Here is a 25,998-nt window from a genome sequence, read left to right as displayed (position 1 = left end):
GCATGAGCAGATTCGAGTACGCACCCGCCCCGGAGTCGAGGGCGATCGTCGACATCAAGTCGTCGTACGGGCTGTTCGTCAACGGCCAGTTCACCGACGCCACCGACGGCAAGCCCTTCAAGACCGTCAGCCCTGCCTCCGAAGAGGTGCTGGCCGAGGTCAGCGAGGCCGGGCCGGCGGATGTCGACAAGGCGGTTCGCGCCGCAAGGAAGGCGTTCGACAAGGTCTGGGGCCCGATGAGCGGCAAGGACCGGGCGAAGTACCTGTTCCGGATCGCCCGGCTGATCCAGGAGCGCTCGCGTGAGCTGGCGGTGCTGGAGTCGCTCGACAACGGCAAGCCGATCCGCGAGTCCCGCGACGTCGACATCCCGTTGGTGGCCGCACACTTCTTCTACTACGCGGGCTGGGCCGACAAGCTGGAGTACGCCGGTGTCGGTGACGACCCGCAGCCGTGGGGTGTCGCGGGCCAGGTGATCCCGTGGAACTTCCCGATGCTGATGCTGGCCTGGAAGATCGCCCCGGCGCTTGCCGCGGGCAACACCGTCGTACTGAAGCCGGCCGAGACCACCCCGCTGACCGCGCTCGCGTTCGCGGAGATCTGCCAGCAGGCGGATCTGCCGCCGGGGGTGGTCAACATCGTCACCGGTGCGGGCCGGACCGGTCAGGCGCTGGTCGAGCACCCGGACGTCGACAAGGTCGCGTTCACCGGGTCGACCGCGGTCGGCCGCGCGATCGCGAAGTCGGTCGCCGGGACGCACAAGGCGGTCACGCTGGAGCTTGGCGGCAAGGCGGCGAACATCGTCTTCGAGGACGCGCCGATCGACCAGACCATCGAGGGCATCGTCAACGGCATCTTCTTCAACCAGGGCCACGTCTGCTGCGCGGGTTCGCGGCTGCTGGTCCAGGAGAGCGTGTACGACGAGGTGCTCGGCCGGCTGAAGCGCCGGATGGAGACCCTGCGGGTCGGCGACCCGCTGGACAAGAACACCGACATCGGCGCGATCAACTCGGCCGCCCAGCTGGCGAAGATCCGCGAGCTGTCGCAGATCGGCGAGGACGAGGGCGCCGAGCGCTGGTCGCCGGCGTGCGAGCTGCCGCCGCAGGGGTACTGGTTCCCGCCGACCGTCTTCACGGGTGTCTCGCAGGCGCACCGGATCGCCCGCGAGGAGATCTTCGGGCCGGTGCTGTCGGTGCTGACGTTCCGCACTCCGGCCGAGGCGGTCGAGAAGGCGAACAACACCCCGTTCGGGCTGTCCGCGGGGATCTGGACCGACAAGGGTTCCCGGATCCTCTGGATGGCGAACCAGCTGCGCGCGGGCGTGGTCTGGGCGAACACGTTCAACCGCTTCGACCCGACCTCGCCGTTCGGCGGGTACAAGGAGTCGGGCTACGGCCGCGAAGGCGGTCGCCACGGTCTGGAGGCCTACCTTGCCCACTAAGGACACCGCCACGCAACGGCTCGAAGTGCGCAAGACCTACAAGCTCTACATCGGCGGCGCCTTCCCACGCAGCGAATCCGGCCGGTCGTACGTCGTGAACAATGCCAAGGGCAAGTTCCTCGCGAACGCGTCGCAGGCCTCCCGCAAGGACGCCCGGGACGCGGTGGTCGCGGCCCGGAAGGCGTTCAACGGCTGGCACGCGCGGACGGCGTACAACCGCGGCCAGGTGCTGTACCGGATCGCCGAGGTGATGGAGGGCCGGCACCAGCAGTTCAGCGCGGAGGTGTCGCAGTCCGAGGGGCTGTCGATCTCGAAGGCGCGCGCAGTCGTGGACGAGGCGATCGACCGCTGGGTCTGGTACGCCGGGTGGGCCGACAAGATCGCCCAGGTGGTCGGCTCCTCGAACCCGGTGGCCGGCCCGTACTTCGACTTCTCGTTGCCCGAGGCAACCGGTGTGGTCGCGGTCCTCGCCCCGCAGGACTCCAGCCTGCTCGGCCTGACCAGCGTGATCGCGCCTGCGATCGTGTCCGGCAACACGGTGGTCGCGGTGTCGTCGTACGAGCGCCCGTTGCCCGCCGTGACGCTGGGCGAGGTGATGGCGACCTCCGACGTACCGGGCGGGGTGGTGAACCTCCTGACCGGCTCCGCGTCCGAGATCGGGCCGTGGCTGGCGTCGCACCAGGACGTGAACGCGATCGACCTGTGCGGGATCGAGACCGCGGACGAGGCCCGCGACCTGGAGATCGCCGCCGCCGGCAACCTCAAGCGGGTACGCCGCCCCGCCGAGGAGGACTGGTCCGCGGACCAGGGCCTGTCCCGGCTCACGCAGTACCTCGAACTGAAAACCGTCTGGCACCCGATCGGAGTCTAGGGCATGTCTCACAATCCCACGCCGTCGCGAGGAGGTGCTCGGTGCGGTAGCTCGGCGCGCGGGGGCGAAGGTCTCGATGCGGAGCATCGTGGCCTTTGCACCCGTGCGGCGAGGTGCCGTGCCGAGTGCCCCGCAGTAGGCGTGGGATTGTGAGACATGCCCTCAGTTTTGAAGCCAGGTGACCGGGTCGCGATCGTCTCGCCGTCCCGCGGGCTGCCGGAGATCTTCCCGGGGCCTTATGAGTTGGGGCTGCGGCGGCTGCGCGACGACTTCGGGCTGGAGCCGGTCGAGTACCCGACCACCCGCAAGCTCGGGAGTACGCCGGCGGAGCGCGCCGCCGATCTGCATGCGGCCTGGTCGGATCCGTCGATCCGGGCGGTGTTCGCGACCATCGGCGGCGACGACCAGCTCACGGTGCTGAAGCACCTCGACCCGGCGGTGTTCCACGCGGATCCGAAGCCGTTCTTCGGGTACAGCGACAACACGAACCTGCTGAACTTCCTTTATTCACAGGGCTTGCCGGGGTACTACGGCGGCAGCGTGATGGTGCAGTTCGGCCGCGGCGGCGCGATGCACCCGGACACCGAGCGGTCGTTGCGCGCGGCGTTGTTCACCGGCGGCGAGTTCGACCTGACGCCGGCCACGGGCTGGACCGACGCCGACCACGACTGGAACGTCCCGGCGAACCTGGAGACCGAGCCGCCGCTGTTCCCGGGGACCGGATGGCTGTGGAACGGCACCCGCGAGGTGACCGGGAAGCTCTGGGGCGGTTGCGTCGAGATCCTCGACTTCCAGCTGTCCGCGAACCGCTGGATGCTGCCGACCGAGTCGTACGGCGGTGTCCTGTTCGGCGAGACCAGCGAGGAGATGCCGTCCGCCGAGACCGTGTACCGGATCCTCCGGAACATGGGCGAACGCGGGTTGCTGGAGCGTTTCGAGGCTGTGCTGTGGGGTCGGCCGAAGTCGCGGTCGCTGTTCCAGGAGCTGACGCCGGAGCAGTCGGTCGCCTACGTCACCGATCAGTACCTCGCGGTCGATCGAGTGCTGACGGAGTACAACCCCGACGCGGTGGTGGTGAAGGGCCTCGACATCGGCCACACCGACCCGATGCTGACCCTCCCGTACGGTGGCGAGGCCCGGATCGACCCGACCGCGAAACGAATCACCGTCGTCTACTGAGTTATCGCCCGAACAGGATCCATCCGCCGATGCCGGCTGCTGCGAAGACGATCGGCAGTGCCAGTAGGAACCACGCGCGCATCCGGCGCCGGCGGCGTACCGGCGGATCGGTGGCGACTGTGGTGTCCAGGTCGTCCTCAGTGATCGTGGTCCGCTCGGCGGCGCGCTGCGGTGCCTCCTGCTCCAGGCGGTACGCCTCCGCCTCCAGCCGGTCGGCCAGGGTGTCGGCACGCTCCCAGCGATCGGCGACCCGGTACGCGAGCGTCCGTGCGAAGACGTCGTCGAGCTGGCCGACCGAGTCGTGCAGCACCGGGCGGAGGCTCTGCGGCGGCAGGTCCGGGTCACGGTTCAGGACGTCGCCGATCGAGGCCGCGGTGTACGGCGGATGGCCGGTGAGCAGTGCGTACGTGACCGCGCCGACCGCGTAGACGTCCGCGCGTTCGTCGAAGCCGCCGTCGCCGCGGCCCTGCTCCGGCGCCATGTACGACGGCGTACCGACGGCCTGGGTGAGGCCGGACGCCTCCGCGGCGCGCTTCGCCAGGCCGAGGTCGGCGAGCACGATCCGGTGCGTCCCGCCGCCGGCCTCGTCGCCCGGCCGGAGCAGCAGGTTCGCCGGGGTGACGTCGCGGTGTACGACGCCTTCGCCGTGGAGTGCGGCCACCGCCCGTGCCAGGTCGGCGCCCCACCAGAGCGCGTCCACCGCGTCCAGCCGGCCCTGCCGCAGTACGTCGGCCAGCGTGCCGCCGCCGACGTAGTCCATCACGAAGTACGGACGGCCGTCGTCGAGCTTGCCCAGGTCGAAGACCCGGACCACCCGGTCGCTGGAGATCCGCCGCATCAGCCGCGCCTCGGACAGGAAGCGTTCCCGCACGTCGGCCCGCGACGCCCAGTTGTCCGCCAGCACCTTGACGGCGACGTCGACGTCCAGGTCGTCGTCGTACCCCCGCCAGACGGTCGCGAACGCACCCGCGCCGATCTTGTCCCGTAACCGGTACCGCCCGATGACATCCATCCCGGCTATTGTCGGTCACAAACCAGTCCACAAGGGGGAGCATGACGGAGGAACTGGAAGAACTCGGAGCCCGGGCCGCGGCCGGGGACCAGACGGTGCTTCCACAACTTCTGCAGGCGATCCGTCCGCAGGTGCAGCGCCGGGTGGCCAAGTTCCTGCCGCACCGGGAGGACGCCGAGGAAGCGGTCCAGGACACGCTCCTCCAGGTGGCGAACAAGGTGCACACGTTCCGGGGCACCGGGAGTTTCGCCGGCTGGGTGACGATCGTGGCCACGAACCAGGCGCGCCAGACCTACCGGACGCTGAAGCGCCGCTCGGTCGAGCAGTCCGCCGAGGTGCTCCCGGAGTCCGTCGACCCACGCACAACGTCGGTCATCGCCGGCTCCCGCCTGGACCTGCTCGAGGCCCTGGAAGCCCTCGAGTCCAGCCACCCGCAACTCGTCCAGCCCCTCGTCCTGCGCGACCTCGGAGCCCTCTCGTACGCCGAGATCGCCGACGAGCTGGACGTCCCGCTCGGCACCGTCAAAGCCCGCATCCACCAGGCTCGGAAGGCTGTCGCGGAGCGGCTCACCGTGCGCTGAGGACGCCAGCGCATGCACAACCCGCAGGCGCGGCCGGTTCCGGGCCTGAAACCGGGGGTTCTGCATGCATGCAGGTCCACTACCCCCGGCGCGCGGTCTGCGCCGCCAACTCGGCGATGGCGCGCACCTGGTCGTCGGACGTGCCATCGAGGATCCCGGTGATCACGTCGAGGTCTTCCGGCTGGGCGAGGGTGGTGAGGACGTTCAGGGCGCTCACGTGGTCGAAAGCGGCGGCAATGTCCTCGCTCGCCTCGACCGGTGGGTGGGAGAGGATGGCGAGGGCTACCTGGCGTACGTCGGCGGCCAGTGGCTCCAGTGGGTTGCCGCCGCTGAGTTGGGTGTAGGCCGCGGCCACCTGGTACATGTTCAGCGCCCGGCAGACCGTCGGCGCGTTCGGACTGTGCAACAGGGCCTCGAACGCCTGCAGTGGGATGTCCGCGCTCATGCCTGAACGCTAACTGCTGCGTGCAGGTGCTCCGCCAGCAGGTACGCCGCCTCCGGGGCATCGGCCGCGTAGCAGACCAGGTGATGCCGGGTCGACCACGCGTCCTGCAGCGGGCAGATGTCGACCTCGGCGCTCGGATCGACAGCACGACGCGGTACGACAGCCAGCCCGGCGCCCGCCGTCGCGAGCGTGATCAGCGCGTGCAACGTCGGCACCAGCGTGCGGTACCGCGGCGCCGGCGCCTGCGGGCCGAGCCGATCGTCCATCCACTGGCTGAGCGGCGAGTTCCGATCCAGCCCCACCAGCGGGTGCTCCGCGACCTCGGCGTACGCGATCGACGCCCGCCCCGACAGCGTGCCGCCCGCCTGGCCGATCACGACCAGCGAGTCGTCGGCCAGCGGTTCGGTGCGCAGCGGGGTCGGCTCGTCGTCCAGGATCACGCCGAGATCCGCCTCGCCCGCCGCGAGCAGGCGGACCATCCGGACGGTCCGCCGCTCGCTCACGTTCACGTCGTACTCCGGATGGTCGCGGAGGAACGTGGCGAGCGCGAGCGGGACCAATTGGTGCATCGCGGACCCGCCGGCGACCAGCCGGATCGGGGCCGAGCGCGGGACGGCGTACGACGCGACCGCGCTGTCCAGGCGGGTCGTCTCGGCCAGCACCTCCCGCGCGTGCCGCGCCAGCGTGGCGCCCGCCGGGGTCAGCCGGACGCCGCGCCGCTCGCGGACCAGGAGCGGTACGCCGGCCTGCGCTTCGAGCGCCCTGACCCGCGCACTGGCCGAAGGCAGACTGAGGTGCATCACCCGCGCTCCGGCGGTGATCGAGCCTTCCGCCGCGACGTGCGTGAACAGCCGGAGATCGTCGAGGTCGTACCGCATGCCCTCAGCCTACGTCCCAGGCTGAGGCTGACTACGGGGATCGCGCATTGTGGAGTGTCCGCGGAACCCGGATCCTCGAAGGGTGCTGCTGATCCTCCTGGCCGGTGTCGCGGCCGGCGCCCTGAACGCCGTCGGCGGCGGCGGAAGCTTCGTGGCCCTCGCCGCGCTGGTGGGCGCCGGGATGCCGCCGGTGACCGCGAACGCGACCACGACCGTCGCGCTGCTGCCCGGGAACGCGACCAGCGCGTGGGTCTACCGCCGCGAACTCGAGGGCTTCCACCGGCCGTCGCCGCTGCGGCTGACTCTCGCGAGCGCCTGTGGTGGTGCGATCGGGGCCGGGTTGTTGCTGTTGCTGCCGTCGGCGTCATTCGATGCGGCCGTTCCGTGGCTGCTCGCGTTCGCGACCCTCGTGCTGGCCTTCGGCAAGCGGCTTACCGCTGCACTACGACTCGGGTATCCGGGGCCGGCGGCGATCCTGGCCGGACAGTTCCTGCTCGCGATCTACGGCGGGTACTTCGGTGGCGCGGTCGGGTTGATGATGCTCGCGTTCTGGACCGCGACGACCACCCTCGACCCGGCCCGCGGCAACCCGCTGCGGGTCGTCCAGGTCGCTGCGGTCTACCTGACGGCGGCGGTGATCTTCGTGTTCGCGGCCGACGTACTGGCGCAGCCGTCACAGCTGGTCGCGATGCTCACCGGCGCGACGATCGGCGGGTACGGCGGAGCACATGTCGTCCGGCGGTTGCCGGCCGGCGTACTGCGGGGGCTGGTGCTGAGCACCGCCGTACTGATGACCGGGCTGTTCTTCGTTAGGGCCTTCAGATGAGCCCGGCGCGGGTCGCGATGGCCTACCAGGCCTGCGAGGTCGCGGACCTGGCGGCTGCGGCCGTGTCGCTGGACGATCCGGCGGAGGCGGCGGCGCAGGCGGCGCGGGTACTCGCCGCCGCGCAGGAACTGGTTGCCGCGGCCAACCGTCTCGGCGGCCGCGGTACGCCGACGGACGCCCTGCAGCTGTTCGCCTACGAGCATCTCGAGGAAGCGGCCGAGGACGTCGCCGACTGGCTCAGCCGTCGTCCGTAGCCCGGCGGCCGCGCGGCGGCGGCTGCTGCGGGAGCTGCTCGCGCTCCTTGCGCAGGTAGAGCCCGGCGGCCGTGGAGACGCTGGTGAGCAGCCACATGAACACACCGGCGTCGTCGGTGACACCAATGATCGGCAGCAGATCCGGGATGATGTCGATCGGCGACACCAGGTAGACGATCGCGAGCAGCCAGAGGAACGTCCGGTTCCGCGGGAGGTCCGTGTAGGCGCCACGGCGTACGTCGCGGAGCAACCGCGGCAGGGCCTGCGCCCGCTCGAGCACGTTGCCCACCGGGACCGGCTCGCCGCGCTCGATCTTCCGGCGGCGTACGACGCGCCGGCGAACCACGCCCAGCGCGCCGAGCCCGGCGCCGAGCACCAGCAACCCAACCCCGACGCCGGCCGCAGGCAGCCCGACGACATCACCGTCGCGAAACAACAGCGTCAGCAGCCCGACCAGCCCGAGCAACCCACCGAAGTACACCATCCACCAACTGTAGAGGTCGTTTCCAGCACCTCTTGACTTGTTGTCGCGACGACAATTACTGTTGTCGCGACAACAGGAGGTCGCGATGTACGAAATCAGAGAAGAGACCGTCATCACCGGGCAGACCGCCGCGGTGTGGCGAGTTGTGACCGACGTCGCCGGGTGGCCGGAGTGGGATCCGCACGAGGACGTCGCGCGGCTGGACGGCGACTTCGCGGTCGGAAGCACCGGATGGGTCAAGCAGAAGGGCAATCCCGGCGCGGCGTTCACGGTGACCGAAGTCGTTCCGGAGCGTCGTTGGGCGACTGAGTGCAAGCTGCCGGGCGGCACGTTGTGGGGGTCCAACGACTACGAGCAACTGCCCGGCGGCAAGATCCGTTGTACCCGGACCGTTCGGGTCACCGGTCCGCTCGTCCCGCTGTTCCGGCTCCACTTCGGCCGCCGGATGCGCCACGACTTCTTCCGTACCTGGGCGGCCCTCGAAGCCCGCGCCGCGGCGGTCGCGTGACCGCCGGCGAGGCCCACGAGACTGCCGAAGGCCCGCTGGCCTCGCCCGGGTTCTGGTTGCACCACGCGGCCCTGCGGTGGCGCGCCGAGCTGGACCGGCGCCTGCGGGAGATCGGCCTGACGCCGACCCAGTTCCTGCTGCTCGCGTCCGCGGGATGGGCGGAGCACACCCACGGCGCGCCGACCCAGCAGCAGGTCGCACAGACCGCCGGCGCCGACCGGATGATGACCTCGAAGGTCGTCAAGAACCTCGAGGAAGCCGGCCTCCTCAGTCGTACGCCGGATCCCTCCGACGGTCGCGCCTACCGGCTCCAGCTCACCCCGGCGGGCCGCCGCACCACCCGCAAGGCCATCGCGATCGCCCAGGCCCTGGACGAGGAGTTGTTCGGCGACGCCCCGGTAGTTCTCCGCACTGCGCTCAGGCGCATTGCCAAGTCCGGCTGAGGGGGAAAGAAACCGTCAGCATACGACCATTTCTTTCCCCGCCTAACGGCTGTACGGCTGGGAGAGGAGAGGGCGGGTGTTCGTGAGGACTTGGTGGTAATTGGCGCGGATGGTGGCGGCGTCGACGGTGACGGCGGGTTCGGGTTTGGTGAGGGGGATCTGCCAGGTCGGTGGGGTCGGGGCGCCGGAGAGGGCCCAGGCGGCCTGGCGGGCGGCGCCGAGGGCTACGTACTCGGCTGGTTCGGGGAGGACGACCTCGGCTCCCAGGAGGGCGGGGGCCAGGGCTTGTACGGCGCGGGAGCGGGCGCCGCCGCCCAGCAGGAGGACGCGCCGGACCGGGACGTTCTGGTCGCGGAGCGCGTCGACGGCGTCGGCCAGGCCACAGAGCAGGCCTTCCACCGCGGCGCGGGCCATGGTTGCGGGCTGCATGGTCGCCCGGGTCAGGCCGTAGACGAGGCCGGTGGAGTGCGGGAGGTCCGGCGTACGTTCGCCGTCCAGGAACGGGAGCAGGACCAGGCCGTCGCTGCCGGGTGAAGTGATCGCGGCCTCGTCGAAGGCGGAGAGTTCCAGGCCGAGCATCTGCGCGGTCGCGGACATCACGCGGGCCGCGTTCAGCGTGCAGACGAGCGGGAGGTACTCGCCGGTGGCGTCGGCGAAGGCGGCGACCAGGCCGGTCGCGTCCTTGGTCGGGTGCGCCGACCGCGCGAACGCCGTACCGCTGGTGCCGAGCGAGACAGCGACGTCACCGGGCTGCAGGTCGAGCCCGAGCGCCGCGGCCGCGTTGTCCCCGGTACCGGCCGCGATCGCCGCACCGAACGCCGTCTGCCCGACGATCTCCGCCGGCCCGGCAACCCGCGGCAGTTGCAGCTGCCGGCCGAACGCGAGCTCCACCAGGTCGGTCCGATAGCTGTCCGTCGTCGGCGACCACCAACCGGTCCCTGAGACATCTCCCCGATCGGTGGTGATCCCCTCGATCCCGGACCGATCGGCGGCCAGCTGGTGCGTCATCCAGTCGTGCGGCAGCACCACCGCCGCAGCCCTCCGGACAGCCTCCCGCCGTACGTCGTTGCCCGCCGCCTCGTCCCGCATCCACCGCAGCTTGGTGACGGTGAAGGACGGGACGGGGACCGAGCCGATCGCTTCGGCCCACGCCTCGGGGCCGCCCAGCTCGGCGATCAACTCGGTGGTGGCGTCTGCCGAGCTGGTGTCGTTCCAGAGGACGGCCGGGTGGACGACCTGGCCGGCATCGTCGAGGAGGACCATGCCGTGCTGCTGGCCGCCGACCGCGATCGCCCGGACGCCGTCGAGGAGGCCGTCGGACGCGGTCTCCCACGCCTTCCACCACTCGGCCGGATCCACCTGGGTGGCGTCGGGATGCGGTGCCCGGCCTTCGCGGACGACCGCTCCGGTCTCGGCGTCGCACACCAGAACTTTGGTCGCCTGGGTGGAGCAGTCCACCCCGGCGACCAGCCTCAGCTCAGTCATGCCCCCACACTAGAGTGCTTCCAGCGTTGCGCGGGCGCCGATCTCGTGGAGCGACTTCAGGGCGGCGCGGTATGGCGTCACGAACCGCTCGTCGGACGCCAGGTCCCCGAACAGGTCCGGGTCCGAGATGAACACCAGCGGATCCTCCCGGTTGTGCTGCGCCCGTTCGACCAGCTTGTCCCGCAACCGGTCCACGACCTCGATCGGGTTCCCCTGCTCGTCGACGGCCTCGGCGTACCGCGCCCACGACGCGACCACGAGCACCGACCGCTTGATCTCCCGCCCGGCCGCCAACTGCTCACGAACCACGGGCAGCAACCACTTCGGGATCCGGTCCGAGCTCTCCGCGCACAGCCGCGCCAGCGTGTCCCGTACCTCGGGATTCGCGAACCGCTCGATCAGCTGGTGCTTGTACCGCTCCAGGTCCACCCCGGGCACCGGCGGCAACGTCGGCGTACCTTCGTTGTCCATGTAGCCGAGCAGGAAGTCGACGAACAGCTTGTCCTGGCACACCTCGTGCGCGTACCGGTACCCGGCCAGGAAGCCGAGGTAGCACAGCGCCTGATGCGAGGCGTTGAGCAGCCGCAGCTTCATCAGCTCGTACGGCTCGACGTCCTCGACGATCTGGACGCCGACATCCTCGTACGGCGGCCGCACACCGCCGAAGTCGTCCTCGAGCACCCACTGGGTGAACGGCTCGCACACCACCGGCCACCCGTCCTCGACCCCGAACCGGTCCGCCAGCGCCGCGCGGTCCGCATCCGTGGTGACCGGCGTGATCCGGTCCACCATGCAGTTCGGGAACCGCACCTCGTTCTCCAGGAACTCCGCCATGACGGGGTCCTTCAGCCGGGCGAACCCGGCGATCATCTTCCGTGCCACGTGCCCGTTCCCGGGGATGTTGTCGCAGGACATCACGGTGAACGGCGGTACGCCGGCCTCCCGCCGCCGGCGCAGCGCCTCGACGATGAACCCGAACGCACTCCCCGGCGTCGCCCCCGGGACCAGGTCCGCGGCCAGCGCTGGATCCGAGGCGTCCAGCTCCCCCGTCACCTGGTTGACGTGGTACCCGCCCTCGGTGATCGTCAACGACACGATCCTTGTGGCCGGATCCACCATTCGCGCCAGCACTGCCTCCGGGTCGTCAGGGGCGAACAAGTAGCCCACGATCGAGCCGATGACGCGCGGCTCCAGCGTGCCGTCCGGATGCTTGATCACCAACGTGTACAAGCAGTCCTGGGCCGCCATCACCTCCGCCATCCGCCGGTCGTTCGGCAGCACCCCGACCCCTACGATCCCCCAGTCGAGCGCCTTCCCTTCGTTCATCAACCGATCCAGGTACATCGCCTGATGCGCCCGATGGAAGCCGCCGACGCCGAAGTGCACGATCCCCGGCGTCACCGCCGTACGGTCGTACCCCGGAACCGCGACATCCTTGCCAAGAGCATCGACACCAGCAGCGGACAACTTCACTTGACCGCCCCCAGCGACAGGCCCTGGACGAGCTTGTCCTGCGCGGCGAACCCGGCGATCAGCACCGGCAGCGACACCACGATGGACGCGGCACAGACTTTGGCGAGGAACAATCCTTGACTGGTCACGAACCCAGTCAAGAACACCGGAGCCGTCTGCGCCACCGTGCCGGTCAGGACCCGGGCGAACAGCAGCTCGTTCCAGCTGAAGATGAAGCAGATCAGCGCGGCCGAGGCGATCCCGGGTGTCACGACCGGCGCGACCACCGATCTGAGCGTGCGGATCAGTGAAGCCCCGTCGACCGAGGCAGCCTCCAGAATCTCCACCGGCACCTCGGAGAGGAAGCTGCGCAGCATCCAGACCGCGATCGGCAGGTTCATCGAGGTGTACAGGATGATCAGCAGCCAGATGTTGTCCAGGAACCCGACCGACTGCGCGAACAGGTAGATCGGCAGCAGCCCGGCCACCACCGGCAGCATCTTCGTGGACAGGAAGAAGAACAGTACGTCGGTCCACTTGCGAACCGGCCGGATCGACAACGCGTACGCCGCCGGGAACGCGAGCAGGATGACCAGCACCGTGGACAGGATGCTCGAGGTCAGCGAGTTCGCGATCGAGGGCCACGGTCCGGTGCTGAAGAACGACCGGTAGCCGTCCAGCGTCAGCGGCGCCGCGACGTCCGGCGGGTTCTTGGCCGCGTTCGGCTCGGAGTGGAACGAGGTCAGCAGCATCCACAGCACCGGCAGCACGAACAGGATCCCGACGATCCACGCCACACCGCTGAGGACGAACCCACCACCGCGATTCTTCTTCCCAGTCACGATCGTGACCTGGGAACTCATTTGCCGGTCTCCTCTCGGAACAGTGTGGACACCGAGCGCAGGGCGAAGGTCGCGATCGCGATCGTGCCGATCACAACGATCACGCCGGCCGCGGACGCCCGTCCGTAGTCGTGCGCGGTGTAGAAGGTCTGGTAGATCGTGTACGGGAGGTTCGCCGTACCGAGGCCGCCGGAGGTGATCGTGAAGACCGCGTCGAAGTTCTGTACGACGTAGATCGACCCGAGCAGCGCGGACAGCTCCAGGTACTGACGCAGGTGCGGCAGCGTCATGTAGCGGAAGATCTCCCACTGGTTCGCGCCGTCGATCCCGGCCGCCTCGATGACGTCCAGCGGCCGGCTCTGCAGCCCGGCCAGCAGGATCAGCATCATGAACGGCGTCCACTGCCAGACCAGCGCGAAGATGATCGACCACAACGGCTGGTTGCTGATCCAGTCGGGTTGTGGAGCGTTGGCACCGAAGATCCACTTCAGCACACCGTTGAACAGACCGTACGTCGGGTTGTACAGCGCGTGCTTCCACAGCAGTGCCGCGGCGACGGGGACCACCAGGAACGGCGTGATCATCATCGTCCGGACGGCGCCCCGGCCGCGGAACCTGCGGTCCAGCAGCAGCGCGATCAGCAGCCCGAGGACCAGGCTGACCAGCACGACGCCCGCGGTCAGCAGGATCGTCACCCAGATCGCGTGCCGGGTGTTCGCGTCGGTCAGCACCCGGCGGAAGTTCGCGAATCCGGCGAACCCGCGGTCGTCGGGGTAGTACGCGTTCCAGTTCATGAAGGACACGATGATCGTCACCACGAACGGCAGCTGGGTCACGACGATCATGAAGATCAGCGCGGGCAGCAACGGTCCGCGACGGGCCCAGTCGCCGGCCGTGCGCATCATCGTGCCCTGTGAGCCGGACCGCGCGGCCGCGCGGCGGCGGCCTGCTTTCGCGCCGGTGTCAGACTTGGAGTCAACAGACATGACCTGTCCCCCTTACTTCTTCGCCTGGCGCGAGCGGTACCGCTCGGCGACGTCGCCTGCGAGTTTCTGTCCTTGTTTCAGGGCGTCGTCGACGCTCGTCTTCCCGGCGATCGCCGAACTCACGTCCTGACTGACCTGGGTCCCGAGGTCCGGGAACTCCGGGATGTCGACGAACTGGATGCCCGGCGCCGGCCGCGGCTGGGTGCCCGGGTTGTTCGGGTCCGCGTGCTCGATCGCGCTCCTGGTCGGCTCCGCGAACGCCGCCGCGCTCTTCAGGTACTCCGGATTCTGGTACGTCGACGCCCGCTTGCCGGCCGGAACGTTGGACCAGCCAACCTTCTGGCCGACCAGGTTCTCGTAGTCCTTGCCGGACGCCCAGGAGATGAACTTCCAGGCGTTGTCCTTCTTCGTCGACGCCTGCTGGATCCCCCACGCCCACGCGTACAGCCAGCCGGAGCTGTCGGTCTTCATCACCGGTGCCGGCGCGTATCCCATCTTGCCCTTGACCGGCGAGTTCGGCGCCTCGAGCGACCCGGCCGCCGAGGTGGCGTCGTACCACATCGCGACGTTGCTCTGGATGGTGTTGTTCAGGCACTCGGTGAAGCCGGCCTGCGGCGCGCCCGCCTCACCGTGCGCGCGGACCAGGTCGACGTAGAACTTGGTCGCCTCGGTGAACGCCGGCGAGTTGACCTGCGGCTGCCAGTCCTTGGTGAACCAGGTGCCGCCGAAGGTGTTCACGACCGTGGTGAGCGGGGCGAACAGCTGGCCCCAGCCGGGCTGGCCGCGCAGGCAGATCCCGCGCATACCGGGCTGTGCATGGTCGACCTTGGCCGCGATGTCCGCGACCTCCTGCCAGGTCGGCTTGGCCGGCATCGTGATGCCCTTGGCGGCCAGGATGTCCTTGCGGTACATCAGGAACGACGACTCGCCGTAGAACGGTTCGCCGTAGATCTTGCCGTCCGTGCCGGTCATCGACAGGGTCATCGGCTTCAGGATGTCGCTCTGGTCGAACGACGGATCCTTGGCGATGTAGTCCGACAACGGCGCGATCCACTTGGACCTCGCGTAGATCGGGATCTCGAAGTTGCTCACCGACGCGACGTCGTACTGACCGGCCTGGCTGGAGAACTCCTGGCTGATCTTGTCCCGGACGTCGTTCTCCGGCAGCACGGTGAAGTTCACCTTGATACCGGTCTGCTTGGTGAAGTTGTCGGCGGTCAGCTTCTGCAGATCCACCATCTGCGGGTTGTTCACCATCAGCACGTTGATGCTGTCCGCACCACCGCCGCCGACGCCACCGCCCCAGCCCGCACAGCCGGTGACCGCGGTCATCAGCACCGCGACCCCGGCCACTCCGATGCGTTTGCGCCTACTCAGCACAGCCACTCCCTCGACCTACACCCCCGCCGAGCGAAGCGAGGCGGGTGCTTTTGGCTTTGTCTTTGGCTTGCTCATCTGAGCGAGCCTCCGCTCACAGCACGAGTAGACCGGAGGCCTCTTGACCTGTCAAGGGTCTGTGCAACACTTGGGTACACGCGTGCTCATATGAGCGGGCGACGGGAGTGGGGAGCGTTGATGGATACCCTGGGGCCGGCGCAGCTGGTACTGACGGCGTCGATCGCGCGGCGGTACTACGTCGACGGGCGCTCGAAGGTGGAGATCGCCGACGAGTTCCGGCTCAGCCGGTTCAAGGTCGCGCGGCTGCTCGACCAGGCGCGCAGCAGCGGGCTGGTGCGGATCGAGATCAGCCATCCGGGCGCCATCGACCTGGACCTGTCCGCCCGTCTGCAGGAGGCGCTCGGGCTGCGCCGCGCGATCGTCGTCGACACCCCCGAGGTGGACGAGCCGGCGCTGCGTACCCAGCTCGGTAAGGCCGCCGCCGACCTGTTGTCCGAGATCGTCACGCCCGACGACGTGCTCGGGCTCGCATGGGCGCGGGCCGTGACCGCGATGACCGAGCAGCTCACGTCCCTCGCCCCGGTGCCCGTCGTACAGCTGACCGGTGCGCTCACCCGCCCGGACGTCGAGGCGAACTCGGTCGAACTGGTCCGGCACACGGCTCGGCTGTCGGGCGGTCCGGCGTACCTGTTCTATGCGCCGCTCGTGGTCCCGGACGCAGCGACGGCGCGGGCGTTGCGGCAGCAGCCCGAGGTGGCCGAGGCGATCAGCCACTTCGACTCGGTGTCGAAGGCGGTGGTCGGGCTCGGGTCCTGGGAGGCCGGGCAGTCGACGCTGTACGACGCGATGGACGAGAAGGCCTGCGAACAGCTCCAGCGGCGCGGCGTCGTGGCCGACATCTCGGGGGTCTTCGTGGACGCCGACGGTGTCGCGGTGCAGAGCCGGGTCACGGACCGGGTGATCGCGATCAACGCCGAGCAGATGGACAAGATCGACGAGGTGATCGCGATCCCGTACGGGCTCGCGAAGGTGGCCGCGGTCCGCGCCGCCGTCCGCAGCGGGCTGGTGAACGCGATCGTTACCCACGCACCCCTGGCGAAGGCGCTGCTGAACGCGACAGACTAGCGCGCGATGCCTGACGAGACATTGCTGCTCGGCGGGACTGCGAACCGCGGGTTCGTCGTGCGGGTCGGAGACACCGTCCGACGACCGCTGCGCGCCAGTAGTACGGCGACGCACGCGCTGCTGGAGCACCTCGAGCGGGTCGGGTTCGACGGTGCGCCGCGATTGCTGGGCGTCGACTCGCAGGGGCGGGAGGTGTTGTCGTATCTGCCTGGCGAGACGGTGCAGGCGCCGTACCCGGCGTGGTCGATGACGGACGAGGCGCTCGACAGCGTCGCGCTGCTGCTGCGGGCGTACCACGAGGCGGTGGCGGATTTCCGGCCGGTCGGGCTGGCGTGGGCCGAGCCGGTGCCGGCGTCGTACGTGACCGGGCTGATCAGCCACAACGACCCGAACCTCGACAACGTGGTGTTCCGGGACGGCGTCGCGGTAGCTCTGATCGACTTCGACCTCGCCGGACCGGGGTCGGCGTTGTGGGACGTGGCGACCGCGATCCGCCTGTGGGCCCCGCTCCGCCCCGACCCCGACACCCACGACGTACGCCGAGGCCGCTCACTGACCCGCTTCCGCCGCTTCGCCGACACCTACGGCCTGACCGACGCGGACCGCGCCCGCCTGGTGGACGCGGCCGCCGACAACCACATCTGGTGCATGGACTACGTACGCCGCGGCGCCGAGTCCGGCCACCCTTGGTTCCGCCAACGCTGGACGACGGGCGAAGCAGAACTCACCGACCGCACCAACACCTGGTTCAACCAGTCGTCGGCCGCTCACCATCAGGCTCTGCTGCATTAATCTCCCGCTCGGCCTCTTCCACGCCCTCGTAGTACTTCTCCTGCAGCCGCTTGACGAAATTCGGTAAGAACACGATTGCCGGGTTCGGAAACGTGCGGATGGTGCCCGTATCACTGAGCATCAGCGCCGCGAACGTCGCCGCAGTCAGGCCGATCACCACGATCCAGCCCTTCCGGCAGATCCACGGCCCGTCGTCGGCCACGAGCCCGCGCCGGGTGACCGCGCCGACGCCCAACAGCACGCCGATGAGTGCCAACATGCTCGCGACCACCACCAGAAACCACGGCTCACCCTGGGCGTAGTCGCCGTGCGCCGCGTAGACCAGCACAGCGGACACCAACTCGACGAGCGCAAGCAGCGCGTACAAGGCTGCACCCAGCTTCAGCTTTGGCATGTCTGGTTATCGGGCGGACCGGATTGACTGTTACTGGATGGAGTGGAAGAGAATGAGGCGGTGCGTTCACGGGTGGTGTTGCTGGCCGGCCCTTCGGGGGCGGGGAAGTCGCGGCTTGCGGAGCGGGTCGGGTTGCCGGTGGTGCGGCTGGACGACTTCTACCGCGACGGGGACGACGAGGCGATGCCGCGGTCGCCGCTCGGGATCGTCGACTGGGACGACCCGCGGTCCTGGGACGGCGACCGTGCGGTCGCGGCCCTCGAGCAGTTGTGTACGACGGGATCCGCGGAACTTCCGGTCTACGACATCGCCGCCGACGGTACCGTCGGTCACCGCCCGGTCAGCATCGGCGACGCTCCGCTGATCGTTGCCGAGGGCATCTTCGCGGACCAGATCACCGGCGCGCTCACCGAGCGCGGCCTGCTCGCCGCGGCGATCTGCGTCTACCACCACCGGATCGTCACGTTCGCGCGGCGCTTCCAGCGCGATCTGCGCGAGCACCGGAAACCCCCGCTGACGTTGCTCCGTCGCGGTCTGTTGCTGCTTCGTGACGATCCGCAGGTGGTGGCCCGGTGCGTCGCCGCCGGCTGCGAACCCCTGCACCCGAAGGCCGCCCGGGCCCGGATCGAGACCCTTCTCACCGCGACAACCTCGTCCTGACACAAGATTGTTCGCCTGAAGTTAACCAACTTCTGTTGGTATCGGTGCCAATCATCGGATGCACTCGGGGCGAGTGGCCGGACGGAGAGGGACAGTGAGACGGAATGCTGCAGGAGTTGCCGTTGTAGTGACTGCGCTGCTGCTCGGCGTGACGGCTTGTGGGAGTGACGGCCGTAGTTCGGCGACGGCTGCCGAGACGCCGGCCGCGAAGCACTCGGCGCTCACCGGTACGGCGGACAAGACGGCGAAGAACACGCTCGCCGACCTGGTCGTGCTGCCCCGCGGGTACGTCGCCGATCCGGGCAGCCTCACCGGCGCGTTCACGGCGACGTCGTACCTGAACACCTGGTCCGCCGACCCGGCGGTGGACCGCGCCCTGCTGCTGAACGCCGCTTTCGTCGAGGGGTACCGGGCGACCCGGCTCAGCCCCGACAAGAAGAAGCGCTACACCGTCCAGCTGTTCAAGACCGGCTCCGCGACGAAGGCGCAGGCCCTGCAGGACGGTCTCTGGAAGCAGGACACCCACGACCACCCGTTCGCCCTCCCGAACGCGCTCTCCGACGCGAACGTCCAGTACGACGGCGCCGCCGACCAGTCCGTAGCCGTAGCCGAGGCCAGCCTCGCGATCGGCGAGATCGTCGTCGAGTTCACGGTCCGCGAGGCCGCCGCCCTGGGGACCGCGCTGACCCCGGACACCGGCCTCATCACCACCCTGGTCAAGGACCAGCGCACCCGCCTGACCGCGCCGTCGAACTGACCCTGAGCCAATCCCGTCAGGCCGTGATGCGGTCGATCACCAGCGGGCCCGGCTGGTAGGAGTCGGCGACCGCGATCGCGTCGGTCAGCGACTCCAGAGCGCGGTCGATCCGCGTCGGGTCGTCGGTGTGCAGGGTCAGGAGCGGCTGTCCCTCCTGGATGCGGTCGCCCGGCTTGGCGTGCAGCTCCACACCGGCCACGGCCGAGACCGGGTCCTCCTTACGCGCACGACCGGCACCGAGCCGCCACGCAGCCACCCCGACGGCGAGCGCGTCCAGCTTGGACAGTACGCCGGAAGCCGGAGCCGGTACGACGTGCTGCTCGGGAGCGACCGGGAGTACCGCCGCGGGGTCACCGCCCTGAGCCGAGATCATCGCCCGCCAGGCGTCCATCGCCGTACCGTCGCGAAGCTTCTCGGCCGGATCGACTCCGGTGACGCCGGCCGCGGCGAGCATCTCGTTGGCGAGGGCAACGGTCAGCTCGATCACGTCCGCGGGACCGCCGCCGGCCAGCACCTCGACCGATTCGCGCACCTCCAGGGCGTTCCCGGCGGTCAGGCCGAGCGGGACCGACATGTCGGTGAGCAGCGCAACGGTCTTCACGCCGGCGTCCGTGCCCAGGGCAACCATCGTCTCGGCCAGCTCGCGGGCGTCGGCGAGCTCCTTCATGAACGCGCCGGAGCCGACCTTCACGTCCAGCACCAGCGCGCCGGTGCCCTCGGCGATCTTCTTGCTCATGATCGAGCTGGCGATCAGCGGGATCGCCTCGACGGTACCGGTCACGTCGCGCAGCGCGTACAGCTTCTTGTCCGCCGGGGCCAGGCCGTCACCGGCGGCGCAGATCACCGCGCCGACGTCCTCCAGCTGCCGCATCAGCTCGTCGTTCGACAGCGACGCCCGCCAGCCGGGGATCGACTCCAGCTTGTCCAGGGTGCCGCCGGTGTGCCCGAGTCCGCGGCCGGACAGCTGCGGTACGGCGACCCCGCAGGCCGCCACCAACGGTGCCAGCGGCAACGTGATCTTGTCGCCGACGCCGCCGGTCGAGTGCTTGTCGGCGGTCGGCCGGGACAGCGTGCCGAAGTCCATCCGGTCGCCGGACGCGATCATCGCGGCGGTCCAGCGGGCGATCTCGCGGCGGTTCATCCCGTTCAGCAGGATCGCCATCGCGAGCGCCGACATCTGCTCGTCGGCGACGTCGCCCTTGGTGTAGGCGTCGATCACCCAGTCGATCTGGCCGTCGCTCAGCTCGCCCCGGTCGCGCTTGGTACGGATCACGTCCACAGCGTCGAAGCTCATCAGTCCTCCAGAAACTCGGGTCCGAACGCGTCCGGCAGCAGCTCGCGCAGCGGCCGGATCCCGGTCGTGGTCTCGATCAGCAGCGCTGGGCCGCCGTGTTCGTGCAGCAACTGCCGGCACCGTCCGCACGGCGTCAGCAGATGCTCGTGCCGATCCACACAGGTGAACGCCACCAGCCGCCCGCCACCGGTCCGGTGCAACTCCGACACCAGCCCGCACTCCGCACACAGGGTGATCCCGTACGACGCGTTCTCCACGTTGCACCCGGCAACCACCCGCCCGTCGTCGACGTACGCCGCCGCGCCCACGGGAAACCCGGAGTACGGCGCGTACGCGCGGTGCATGACCTCGACTGCCGCCGCCCGGAGTGCCGGCCAGTCGATCTCAGTCGGTGACGTAGGGCTCACCGTCGGCCTTCGGGGCTCGGACCCGGCCGACCAGTCCGGCGACCGCGATGATGGTGGCGACGTACGGCGCCATCAGCAGCAGCGAGCCGGGGATCGGGATCTGGATGATCTGCAGCTGGGACTGCAACTGCGTCGCGAAGCCGAAGAACAGTGCGGCGACCGTCGCGCCGACCGGGTGCCAGCGGCCCATGATCAGCGCCGCCAGCGCGATGAACCCGTTGCCCGCGGTCATCTCCTTGCTGAACGACCCGGCGTACCCGACGGTGAAGAACGCGCCGCCGAGACCCGCCAGTACGCCGGCCGCGAGGACCGCGGAGTACCGGATCCGCTTGACCTTGATGCCGACCGTGTCGGCCGCCTTCGGGTGCTCGCCGACCGCGCGGATCCGCAGGCCCCAGCGGGTCTCGAAGAGCACGAACGTGACCACCGCGACGGCCAGGTACATCAGGTACACCAGGATCGTCTGCCGGAACAGGATCGGCCCGATGAACGGGATGTCCCCCAGCACCGGGATCTTGATCGCGGACAGCACCACCGGCGTGTTCAGCTGGTCCGCCTTCGGCTGCATGAACTGGTCGAACAGGAACCCGGTGATACCGGTCGCGAACACCACCAGCACGACCCCGAGGACGACCTGGTTGACGAGGTACTTGATCGAGAACACCGCCAGCAGCGCCGCCATCAGTACGCCGGTCGCGGCCGCCGCGGCGAGCGCCGCGACCCCGCTGTGCGTCGTACTCGACACGAGCGCCGCGGTGAACGCGCCGACCAGGAACTGGCCCTCGATCGCGATGTTGATGACACCTGCCCGCTCGCACATCACGCCGGCCAGGGCGCCGAGGATCAGCGGCGTCGCGAAGTTCAGCGTGCCCTGGAACTGGTTCGCCAGCGGGAAGGTCTTACCGGCCGAGGCCCAGCACAGGAACGCGCCGATGAAGCAGATCCCCAGTACGGCGGCCAGCCAGCCGGCGTACCGCTGCGGGACCCGCCGCCGGACCGACGGTACGACGTACGCGACCGCGGCCGCGGTACCGAGGATGCCGAGGATCAGCCCGACCGGCTGCGCGGGCAGCCCGAGCAGGTTGTGCTGCAGGTCGCCGGAGACCAGCTGGAACGTCGCCTTGCCGCCCTTGGTGAAGATCGCCAGGCCGAGGCCGATCAGCGCGAACACCAGCATCACGCTGCCGACACGCTGCCGGCGGGTCCGCTCGGCCGGCCCTTCGATGATCTCCGGCTTCGGCGGCGCGGCAGGTGAGGGTACCGCGTCCGGAGTTGTCTCGCCGGTGCTTTTTGTTCGCTCGCTCCGCTCGCTCATCCGTTCCAGCCTTTCGCGAGGACGGCACCCGCACCGCGTTCCTTGGGCAGGAAGCGGAAGACCGAGCGCACCAGCGCCGGAGCCGCGACGAACAGCACGATCACGGCCTGCAGGACAGTGGTCAGGGTCAACGGCGTCTGGGTGATCAGCTGCATCTGCAGACCGCCCGCGTTCAGCGCGCCGAACAGCAGGCCGGCCAGCACGGTGCCGATCGGCGTACCGCGACCGAGCAGCGCGACCGTGATCGCGTCGAACCCGACCGAGGCCGCGACCCCGTCGGTCAGCGGCAGGTCGGTGCCGAGCACCTGCTGGACACCGGCCAGCCCGGCCAGCGCGCCGGCCACCACCATCGCGATCACGTACGCCCGGCCGACCGACATCCCGGCGGTCCGGGAGGCGTCCGCGTTCGCGCCTACCGCGCGCAGCTCGAAGCCGATCGTCGAGCGGTTCAGCAGCCACCAGACGAACACCGCGGCAAGCAGCGCGAGCACGAACCCGAGGTGCAGCCGGGTGCCGCCGAACTTCGGGAACTGCGCGTTGGCGTCGACGATCGGGGAGATCGGGTCGGTCCGACCCGGCCGCTGGAAGGTCGTCGTGGTCAGCAGCCACTGCAGCAGGTAGAGCGCGACGTAGTTCAGCATGATCGTCACGATCACCTCGTGGGCGCCGGTCCGGGCCTTCAGCAGGCCGACCACCCCGCCCATCACGGCACCGCCGACCAGGCCCGCGACCACCGCGAGGACGACGTGCAGCACCGGCGGCAGGTGCCAGGCGAACCCGACGTACGCCGCGAGGATCGCGCCGCCGATCAGCTGGCCCTGGGCACCGATGTTGAACAACCCGGTGCGGAACGCCAGCGACACCGCCAGGCCGCCGCAGATCAGCGGTGTTGCCTGGGTCAACGACTCGCTGATCGGCGTGATCCCGCCGAGCGCGCCGGACAGCAGCGCCTGGTACGCATTGCCGACCGCGCTGCCGGCCGCGGAGAAGGTGTCCATCGGCGCGGCACCGAAGTACCCGGCCGCCTTCTGGACTCCCTGGTCGCCGATGATGATCAGGACCGCACCGACCACCAGCGCCAGCACGATCGCGCTCAGCGACACCAGTCCCTGGACCGCCCACGACGGCAGACCGGAACGTGGCGGTTCCCCCTTGGCCGGCGCGGGCGCGGCCGTTGTCTCGGTGCTCATCAGATGGTTCCCAACGTGGTCGGGTTCTCGATCGCCGTCTCGTGGGCCTCGGCCTTGGAGGCGCCGGCCATCATCAGGCCGAGCTCGTCGCGGGGCGTGTCGGCCGGTACCACGCCGACCACCTGGCCGCGGTACATCACCGCGACCCGGTCCGCCAGCGCGGCGATCTCGTCGAGTTCGGTGGAGACGATCAGGACCGCCGTACCGTGGTCGCGTTCCTCGACGATCCGGTTGTGCAGGAACTCGATCGAGCCGACGTCCACCCCGCGGGTCGGCTGCGAGGCGACCAGCAGCTTCAGCGGGCGGGACAGCTCGCGGGCCAGCACGACCTTCTGCTGGTTACCGCCGGACAGCGACGACACCGGCAGGCCGATGCCCTGGGTACGGATGTCGAACTCCTGCACCCGGGCGGTCGCGTTCTTGTCGATCTCGTCGGTACGCAGCGCCAGCCCGTTGCCGAACGGCGCCTCCCGGAACAGGTCCAGGATCAGGTTCTCGGCGACCGTGAACGAGCCGACGAAGCCGTCGTGCGCGCGATCCTCCGGGATGTACCCGATACCCGCCTCGAGCCGGTGCCGGGTGGACTTCGTGGTCAGGTCCTCGCCGGACAACGTGATCGAGCCGGCCGCGATCGGCGTCAGCCCGAGCAGCGCCTCGGTGAGCTCGGTCTGACCGTTGCCCTGGACACCGGCCACCGCGAGGATCTCGCCGGCCCGGACCTCCAGGTCCACGTCGTCGACGGCGGTGAACCCGCGCTCGTCGATCACGGTCAGCCCGGTGACCCGCAGTACGGTGTCCTGCGGCTCCGCCGGGGCCTTGTCCACGACCAGGTCGACCGCCCGGCCGACCATCAGCTCGGCGAGCTCCTCCTCGGACGCGGACGGCTCGGCCTGGCCGACCACCTTGCCGCGGCGGATCACGGTGATCTTGTCCGCGATCGCCCTCACCTCTTTGAGCTTGTGGGTGATGAAGACGATCGACGTACCGCTCTCCTTGAGCTGCCGCATGACCGCGATCAGGTCGTCGATCTCGGCCGGGGTGAGCACCGCCGTCGGCTCGTCCAGGATCAGTACCCGGGCGTCGTTGGCGAGCGCCTTGATGATCTCGACGCGCTGCTGGACGCCGACCGGGATGTCCTCGACCATGGCCTCGGGGTCGACCGCCAGGCCGTACCGGTCGGACAGCTCGGTGACCCGGCTGTGCGCCTTCTTCCGGTCCAGTACGCCGCCGCCGCGGGTGGTCTCGCGGCCGAGCATGACGTTCTCGGCGACGGTGAACACCGGGACCAGCGTGAAGTGCTGGTGGACCATGCCGATGCCGTGCCGGATCGCGTCGCTCGGCGAGGTGATCCGGACCTTCTCGCCGTCGATCACGATCTCGCCCGAGTCGGGCTGCAGCAGCCCGTAGAGCATGTTCATCAGGGTGCTCTTGCCGGCCCCGTTCTCACCGAGCAGGCAATGGATCTCGCCCGGCTCGATCACCAGGTCGATGTGGTCGTTGGCGACCAGCGAGCCGAAACTCCTGGTCAGCCCGGAGAGCTCGAGATGCATGCGCAGCCTTCCCTTCAGACGGCGAGCCAGGCAGGCAGGACCTTGTGGGTCTGCCTACCTGGCTCGCACCGTACTACGCAGATGTGCGGATCAGGACGCCTTGGGCTGGACCTTCGACTCGATGACGATCTTGCCGCTGATGATGTCGGCCTTGATCGTGTCCAGCTCGGACTTCACGTCCGCCGGGATCTTGCTGTCGAACTCGTGGAACGGCGCGATCGCCGTACCGCCGTTCTGCAAGGTGCCGGTGAACTGCGTGTTGTCGAACTTGTTGTCGAGAACCGACACGACCGCGTCCTTCACGGCCACGTCCATACCCTTCTCGACGCTGCTCAGCAGGTTCGGGCAGTACTCCGCGGCGCTCACGCAGCCGTCCGTGTCGACCCAGATCGCGTTCACCTTGCCGTTGCTGGCCTTGGCCGCCTGCAGGCCGCCGAGACCCGACGGGCCGGCCACCGGGAACAGGATGTCCGCGCCCTGGGTGATCAGGTTCTGCGCGTTGTTCTGGCCCTTGGCCTTGTCCTCGAAGTCGCCGGTGAACAGGCCCTTCTGCTTCTGGTCGTCCCAGCCGAGCACCTGGACGTTCTTGCTCTTCTTCTGGTTGTAGTACCGCACGCCCTGGGCGAAGCCGTCCATGAAGATCGTCACGGTCGGGATCTGCAGACCGCCGAACGTGCCGACCTTGCCGGACTTGGTCATCGCGGCGGCCAGGTAGCCGGCCTGGAAGCTGGTCTGCGCGGTGTTGAACAGGAGCGGCTTCAGGTTGGCGATCGGGGCCTTCGGCGCCGAGTCGACGATCGCGAACTTGATGTTCGGGTTCGCCTTGGCGGCCGCCTCGGTGGCGTCCTCGAGCTTGAAGCCGACGGCGACGATGACGTTGCACTTGGCACTCACCATCGCGGTCATGTTCGTCGTGTAGTCGTTGTCGGACTTCGACTCGGCCTTGACCTCGGTGAGGCCCTTCTCCTTGACCGCGTCTTGCAGACCCTTGTAGGAGGTCTGGTTGAACGACTTGTCGTCGAAGCCCCCCGAGTCGGAGACCATGCAGGCCTTGAAGTTCTTGTTGGCGGTGCTGCCGCTCGAGCTGTTGTCGGTCGGCTTGCTGCCACACGCGGCGACGGCGAGCGTCAGTACGCCCACGATCGCCGTTCCCCGCACGTACTTCTTCACCGAACGTCTCCTTCGTCGACCAGAATCCTTTAACCGGCACGCCTTCCCCCACGTACCATTCGCAGACTATAGGGCGCGGTCCGTCGTTCTTTGAACGACGAGCAGGCCTCGATACCGGAAAGTGACCGGCTCATCCGTCACATTTCGGCAACTTCTCCGGTGTGGTCACGGGCTGCTGTTTCGAGGTCACGGTGTGCACGCTCCGTGGTTACGCTCACGTTCCGTGGTCGGGGCGCTGGGTGAGGGCGATGCCGAGCGCGG

28 protein-coding genes are annotated in these 25,998 nt (G+C 69.2%); 12 read left to right on the top strand and 16 right to left on the bottom strand.

Annotated elements, in window-relative coordinates:
• Nucleotides 1-2: 2 nt before the first annotated feature.
• The 3 genes from JOF29_RS30995 to JOF29_RS30985 all read left to right on the top strand — a co-directional run bounded on the left by JOF29_RS30995 (nucleotide 3) and on the right by JOF29_RS30985 (nucleotide 3,489).
• Nucleotides 3-1,439 carry an aldehyde dehydrogenase family protein gene (locus JOF29_RS30995; RefSeq protein WP_209697940.1) on the top strand — a complete coding sequence of 479 codons (1,437 nt, stop codon included), beginning with the start codon at nucleotides 3-5 and terminating at the stop codon, nucleotides 1,437-1,439.
• Nucleotides 1,429-2,310: an aldehyde dehydrogenase family protein gene (locus JOF29_RS30990; RefSeq protein WP_209697939.1), complete on the top strand. Its 882-nt coding sequence runs from the start codon at nucleotides 1,429-1,431 to the stop codon at nucleotides 2,308-2,310. The genes JOF29_RS30995 and JOF29_RS30990 overlap by 11 nt, the downstream gene beginning before the upstream one ends.
• Before the next feature lie 156 nt (nucleotides 2,311-2,466).
• Nucleotides 2,467-3,489, top strand: a complete 1,023-nt coding sequence (locus tag JOF29_RS30985) for a S66 family peptidase (protein WP_209697938.1) — start codon at nucleotides 2,467-2,469, stop codon at nucleotides 3,487-3,489.
• A gap of 1 nt (nucleotide 3,490) precedes the next feature.
• Here JOF29_RS30985 and JOF29_RS30980 read toward each other — a convergent pair whose 3' ends face one another.
• Entirely contained in the window at nucleotides 3,491-4,501 is a 1,011-nt protein-coding gene (locus JOF29_RS30980; protein WP_209697937.1) for a serine/threonine-protein kinase, read from the bottom strand.
• Nucleotides 4,502-4,542: 41 nt separating this feature from the next.
• Here JOF29_RS30980 and JOF29_RS30975 point away from each other — a divergent pair, with 41 nt between their 5' ends.
• Nucleotides 4,543-5,082, top strand: coding sequence for an RNA polymerase sigma factor (locus JOF29_RS30975; RefSeq protein WP_209697936.1), 540 nt, complete (start codon nucleotides 4,543-4,545; stop codon nucleotides 5,080-5,082).
• 79 nt (nucleotides 5,083-5,161) lie between these two features.
• On the opposite strand, the gene JOF29_RS30970 is transcribed toward JOF29_RS30975, so the two are convergent.
• Nucleotides 5,162-5,527 (bottom strand): hypothetical protein, encoded by a 366-nt coding sequence (locus tag JOF29_RS30970; protein WP_209697935.1) that lies wholly within the window; start codon nucleotides 5,525-5,527, stop codon nucleotides 5,162-5,164.
• Nucleotides 5,524-6,405 (bottom strand): LysR family transcriptional regulator, encoded by an 882-nt coding sequence (locus JOF29_RS30965; RefSeq protein ID WP_209697934.1) that lies wholly within the window; start codon nucleotides 6,403-6,405, stop codon nucleotides 5,524-5,526. The genes JOF29_RS30970 and JOF29_RS30965 overlap by 4 nt, the downstream gene beginning before the upstream one ends.
• An 82-nt stretch (nucleotides 6,406-6,487) precedes the next feature.
• On the opposite strand from JOF29_RS30965, the gene JOF29_RS30960 reads away from it, so the two are divergent.
• Nucleotides 6,488-7,231 carry a sulfite exporter TauE/SafE family protein gene (locus JOF29_RS30960; RefSeq protein ID WP_209697933.1) on the top strand — a complete coding sequence of 248 codons (744 nt, stop codon included), beginning with the start codon at nucleotides 6,488-6,490 and terminating at the stop codon, nucleotides 7,229-7,231.
• Nucleotides 7,228-7,485: a hypothetical protein gene (locus tag JOF29_RS30955; protein ID WP_209697932.1), complete on the top strand. Its 258-nt coding sequence runs from the start codon at nucleotides 7,228-7,230 to the stop codon at nucleotides 7,483-7,485. The genes JOF29_RS30960 and JOF29_RS30955 overlap by 4 nt, the downstream gene beginning before the upstream one ends.
• On the opposite strand, the gene JOF29_RS30950 is transcribed toward JOF29_RS30955, so the two are convergent.
• A complete protein-coding gene (locus JOF29_RS30950) occupies nucleotides 7,469-7,969 on the bottom strand; it encodes a YkvA family protein (RefSeq protein WP_209697931.1) in 501 nt (166 codons plus the stop codon). The genes JOF29_RS30955 and JOF29_RS30950 overlap by 17 nt on opposite strands.
• 85 nt (nucleotides 7,970-8,054) lie before the next feature.
• Here JOF29_RS30950 and JOF29_RS30945 point away from each other — a divergent pair, with 85 nt between their 5' ends.
• Together JOF29_RS30945 and JOF29_RS30940 are read left to right on the top strand one after the other, a co-directional pair.
• A complete protein-coding gene (locus JOF29_RS30945; RefSeq protein ID WP_209697930.1) occupies nucleotides 8,055-8,477 on the top strand; it encodes an SRPBCC family protein in 423 nt (140 codons plus the stop codon).
• Complete coding sequence (locus JOF29_RS30940) at nucleotides 8,474-8,920, top strand: MarR family winged helix-turn-helix transcriptional regulator (protein WP_209697929.1); 447 nt, start codon at nucleotides 8,474-8,476, stop codon at nucleotides 8,918-8,920. The genes JOF29_RS30945 and JOF29_RS30940 overlap by 4 nt, the downstream gene beginning before the upstream one ends.
• 42 nt (nucleotides 8,921-8,962) lie before the next feature.
• Here JOF29_RS30940 and xylB read toward each other — a convergent pair whose 3' ends face one another.
• From xylB to JOF29_RS30915, 5 genes are read right to left on the bottom strand one after another with little or no spacing between them, the layout of a single operon-like run.
• Nucleotides 8,963-10,405 carry a xylulokinase gene (xylB, locus tag JOF29_RS30935; protein ID WP_209697928.1) on the bottom strand — a complete coding sequence of 481 codons (1,443 nt, stop codon included), beginning with the start codon at nucleotides 10,403-10,405 and terminating at the stop codon, nucleotides 8,963-8,965.
• 9 nt (nucleotides 10,406-10,414) lie between these two features.
• A complete protein-coding gene (locus tag JOF29_RS30930; protein WP_209697927.1) occupies nucleotides 10,415-11,878 on the bottom strand; it encodes a mannitol dehydrogenase family protein in 1,464 nt (487 codons plus the stop codon).
• The gene (locus tag JOF29_RS30925) at nucleotides 11,875-12,720 is read right to left on the bottom strand and encodes a carbohydrate ABC transporter permease (protein ID WP_209697926.1); all 846 of its coding nucleotides are present in this window, start codon (nucleotides 12,718-12,720) and stop codon (nucleotides 11,875-11,877) included. The genes JOF29_RS30930 and JOF29_RS30925 overlap by 4 nt, the downstream gene beginning before the upstream one ends.
• Complete coding sequence (locus tag JOF29_RS30920) at nucleotides 12,717-13,685, bottom strand: carbohydrate ABC transporter permease (RefSeq protein WP_209697925.1); 969 nt, start codon at nucleotides 13,683-13,685, stop codon at nucleotides 12,717-12,719. Before JOF29_RS30920 ends, JOF29_RS30925 begins: the two co-directional genes overlap by 4 nt.
• Nucleotides 13,686-13,697: 12 nt before the next feature.
• Nucleotides 13,698-15,065: an ABC transporter substrate-binding protein gene (locus JOF29_RS30915; RefSeq protein ID WP_307863775.1), complete on the bottom strand. Its 1,368-nt coding sequence runs from the start codon at nucleotides 15,063-15,065 to the stop codon at nucleotides 13,698-13,700.
• 195 nt (nucleotides 15,066-15,260) lie between these two features.
• Here JOF29_RS30915 and JOF29_RS30910 point away from each other — a divergent pair, with 195 nt between their 5' ends.
• Together JOF29_RS30910 and JOF29_RS30905 are read left to right on the top strand one after the other, a co-directional pair.
• The gene (locus tag JOF29_RS30910) at nucleotides 15,261-16,208 is read left to right on the top strand and encodes a sugar-binding transcriptional regulator (protein ID WP_209697924.1); all 948 of its coding nucleotides are present in this window, start codon (nucleotides 15,261-15,263) and stop codon (nucleotides 16,206-16,208) included.
• Between the two features lie 6 nt (nucleotides 16,209-16,214).
• Nucleotides 16,215-17,000 (top strand): phosphotransferase, encoded by a 786-nt coding sequence (locus JOF29_RS30905; protein WP_209697923.1) that lies wholly within the window; start codon nucleotides 16,215-16,217, stop codon nucleotides 16,998-17,000.
• On the opposite strand, the gene JOF29_RS30900 is transcribed toward JOF29_RS30905, so the two are convergent.
• Nucleotides 16,957-17,394: a hypothetical protein gene (locus JOF29_RS30900; RefSeq protein ID WP_209697922.1), complete on the bottom strand. Its 438-nt coding sequence runs from the start codon at nucleotides 17,392-17,394 to the stop codon at nucleotides 16,957-16,959. The two genes, JOF29_RS30905 and JOF29_RS30900, sit on opposite strands and share 44 nt — an antisense overlap.
• A 60-nt stretch (nucleotides 17,395-17,454) precedes the next feature.
• Here JOF29_RS30900 and JOF29_RS30895 point away from each other — a divergent pair, with 60 nt between their 5' ends.
• Together JOF29_RS30895 and JOF29_RS30890 are read left to right on the top strand one after the other, a co-directional pair.
• Nucleotides 17,455-18,054, top strand: a complete 600-nt coding sequence (locus tag JOF29_RS30895; RefSeq protein ID WP_209697921.1) for a uridine kinase family protein — start codon at nucleotides 17,455-17,457, stop codon at nucleotides 18,052-18,054.
• A 127-nt stretch (nucleotides 18,055-18,181) separates the two neighbouring features.
• Nucleotides 18,182-18,811, top strand: coding sequence for a hypothetical protein (locus JOF29_RS30890; protein ID WP_209697920.1), 630 nt, complete (start codon nucleotides 18,182-18,184; stop codon nucleotides 18,809-18,811).
• A gap of 16 nt (nucleotides 18,812-18,827) precedes the next feature.
• On the opposite strand, the gene JOF29_RS30885 is transcribed toward JOF29_RS30890, so the two are convergent.
• From JOF29_RS30885 to JOF29_RS30860, 6 genes are all read right to left on the bottom strand, one after another.
• Nucleotides 18,828-20,105 carry a thymidine phosphorylase gene (locus JOF29_RS30885; RefSeq protein ID WP_209697919.1) on the bottom strand — a complete coding sequence of 426 codons (1,278 nt, stop codon included), beginning with the start codon at nucleotides 20,103-20,105 and terminating at the stop codon, nucleotides 18,828-18,830.
• Nucleotides 20,105-20,512, bottom strand: a complete 408-nt coding sequence (locus tag JOF29_RS30880) for a cytidine deaminase (RefSeq protein ID WP_209697918.1) — start codon at nucleotides 20,510-20,512, stop codon at nucleotides 20,105-20,107. Before JOF29_RS30880 ends, JOF29_RS30885 begins: the two co-directional genes overlap by 1 nt.
• Nucleotides 20,490-21,827: an ABC transporter permease gene (locus tag JOF29_RS30875; RefSeq protein WP_209697917.1), complete on the bottom strand. Its 1,338-nt coding sequence runs from the start codon at nucleotides 21,825-21,827 to the stop codon at nucleotides 20,490-20,492. The genes JOF29_RS30880 and JOF29_RS30875 overlap by 23 nt, the downstream gene beginning before the upstream one ends.
• The gene (locus tag JOF29_RS30870; protein ID WP_209697916.1) at nucleotides 21,824-23,017 is read right to left on the bottom strand and encodes an ABC transporter permease; all 1,194 of its coding nucleotides are present in this window, start codon (nucleotides 23,015-23,017) and stop codon (nucleotides 21,824-21,826) included. Before JOF29_RS30870 ends, JOF29_RS30875 begins: the two co-directional genes overlap by 4 nt.
• Nucleotides 23,017-24,567 (bottom strand): ABC transporter ATP-binding protein, encoded by a 1,551-nt coding sequence (locus JOF29_RS30865; protein WP_209697915.1) that lies wholly within the window; start codon nucleotides 24,565-24,567, stop codon nucleotides 23,017-23,019. The genes JOF29_RS30870 and JOF29_RS30865 overlap by 1 nt, the downstream gene beginning before the upstream one ends.
• A gap of 90 nt (nucleotides 24,568-24,657) precedes the next feature.
• Nucleotides 24,658-25,737 (bottom strand): BMP family lipoprotein, encoded by a 1,080-nt coding sequence (locus JOF29_RS30860; protein ID WP_307863774.1) that lies wholly within the window; start codon nucleotides 25,735-25,737, stop codon nucleotides 24,658-24,660.
• Between the last annotated feature and the right edge of the window lie 261 nt (nucleotides 25,738-25,998).

It is taken from the genome of Kribbella aluminosa (assembly GCF_017876295.1).
Taxonomy (GTDB): Bacteria; Actinomycetota; Actinomycetes; order Propionibacteriales; family Kribbellaceae; genus Kribbella; species Kribbella aluminosa.
Note: the sequence above shows the minus strand (reverse complement) of the source record. Positions and strands in the feature narration are given on the sequence as shown.

Bases quoted from the DNA above. Each gene is read 5' to 3' on its own strand.
- JOF29_RS30995 (WP_209697940.1), top strand. From the start codon at position 3: ATGAGCAGATTCGAGTACGCACCCGCCCCGGAGTCGAGGGCGATCGTC.
- JOF29_RS30985 (WP_209697938.1), top strand. From the start codon at position 2,467: ATGCCCTCAGTTTTGAAGCCAGGTGACCGGGTCGCGATCGTCTCGCCG.
- JOF29_RS30980 (WP_209697937.1), bottom strand. From the start codon at position 4,501: ATGGATGTCATCGGGCGGTACCGGTTACGGGACAAGATCGGCGCGGGT.
- JOF29_RS30975 (WP_209697936.1), top strand. From the start codon at position 4,543: ATGACGGAGGAACTGGAAGAACTCGGAGCCCGGGCCGCGGCCGGGGAC.
- JOF29_RS30970 (WP_209697935.1), bottom strand. From the start codon at position 5,527: ATGAGCGCGGACATCCCACTGCAGGCGTTCGAGGCCCTGTTGCACAGT.
- JOF29_RS30965 (WP_209697934.1), bottom strand. From the start codon at position 6,405: ATGCGGTACGACCTCGACGATCTCCGGCTGTTCACGCACGTCGCGGCG.
- JOF29_RS30955 (WP_209697932.1), top strand. From the start codon at position 7,228: ATGAGCCCGGCGCGGGTCGCGATGGCCTACCAGGCCTGCGAGGTCGCG.
- JOF29_RS30950 (WP_209697931.1), bottom strand. From the start codon at position 7,969: ATGGTGTACTTCGGTGGGTTGCTCGGGCTGGTCGGGCTGCTGACGCTG.
- JOF29_RS30945 (WP_209697930.1), top strand. From the start codon at position 8,055: ATGTACGAAATCAGAGAAGAGACCGTCATCACCGGGCAGACCGCCGCG.
- xylB (WP_209697928.1), bottom strand. From the start codon at position 10,405: ATGACTGAGCTGAGGCTGGTCGCCGGGGTGGACTGCTCCACCCAGGCG.
- JOF29_RS30925 (WP_209697926.1), bottom strand. From the start codon at position 12,720: ATGAGTTCCCAGGTCACGATCGTGACTGGGAAGAAGAATCGCGGTGGT.
- JOF29_RS30920 (WP_209697925.1), bottom strand. From the start codon at position 13,685: ATGTCTGTTGACTCCAAGTCTGACACCGGCGCGAAAGCAGGCCGCCGC.
- JOF29_RS30910 (WP_209697924.1), top strand. From the start codon at position 15,261: ATGGATACCCTGGGGCCGGCGCAGCTGGTACTGACGGCGTCGATCGCG.
- JOF29_RS30905 (WP_209697923.1), top strand. From the start codon at position 16,215: ATGCCTGACGAGACATTGCTGCTCGGCGGGACTGCGAACCGCGGGTTC.
- JOF29_RS30900 (WP_209697922.1), bottom strand. From the start codon at position 17,394: ATGCCAAAGCTGAAGCTGGGTGCAGCCTTGTACGCGCTGCTTGCGCTC.
- JOF29_RS30885 (WP_209697919.1), bottom strand. From the start codon at position 20,105: ATGAGCTTCGACGCTGTGGACGTGATCCGTACCAAGCGCGACCGGGGC.
- JOF29_RS30875 (WP_209697917.1), bottom strand. From the start codon at position 21,827: ATGAGCGAGCGGAGCGAGCGAACAAAAAGCACCGGCGAGACAACTCCG.
- JOF29_RS30870 (WP_209697916.1), bottom strand. From the start codon at position 23,017: ATGAGCACCGAGACAACGGCCGCGCCCGCGCCGGCCAAGGGGGAACCG.
- JOF29_RS30865 (WP_209697915.1), bottom strand. From the start codon at position 24,567: ATGCATCTCGAGCTCTCCGGGCTGACCAGGAGTTTCGGCTCGCTGGTC.